1 protein-coding gene is annotated in these 232 nt (G+C 78.0%); it reads left to right on the top strand.

Going from position 1 to position 232, the window contains the following annotated elements; all coding sequences use genetic code 11:
- Window positions 1-232: NAD(P)-dependent oxidoreductase (locus tag SACPADRAFT_RS26340; protein ID WP_040924068.1), on the top strand; the 232-nt coding region annotated here is incomplete at both ends.

The raw sequence follows: 232 nt of genomic DNA, 5'->3' as shown, positions 1-232 counted from the left end.
GACTACGCCGACGGCGACCTCGCCGGTGCGTGGTACGCCGTGGCCTGCACCGACGACCCGGCGGTGAACACCGCCGTGGTCGCCGAGGCCGAGCGGGCCCGCGTGTTCTGCGTCCGCGCCGACGCGGGGGAGCAGGGCAGCGCGGTCACCCCGGCCACGGCCGAACACGACGGGCTGCTGGTCGGGGTGCTCTCCGGCGGGCAACACCGCCGCTCCGCCGCCGTGCGGGACG

Origin of the sequence: Saccharomonospora iraqiensis subsp. paurometabolica YIM 90007, assembly GCF_000231035.2 — a bacterium.
GTDB lineage: Bacteria > Actinomycetota > Actinomycetes > Mycobacteriales > Pseudonocardiaceae > Saccharomonospora > Saccharomonospora paurometabolica.
This window is presented reverse-complemented; position numbering and strand designations above follow the sequence as displayed.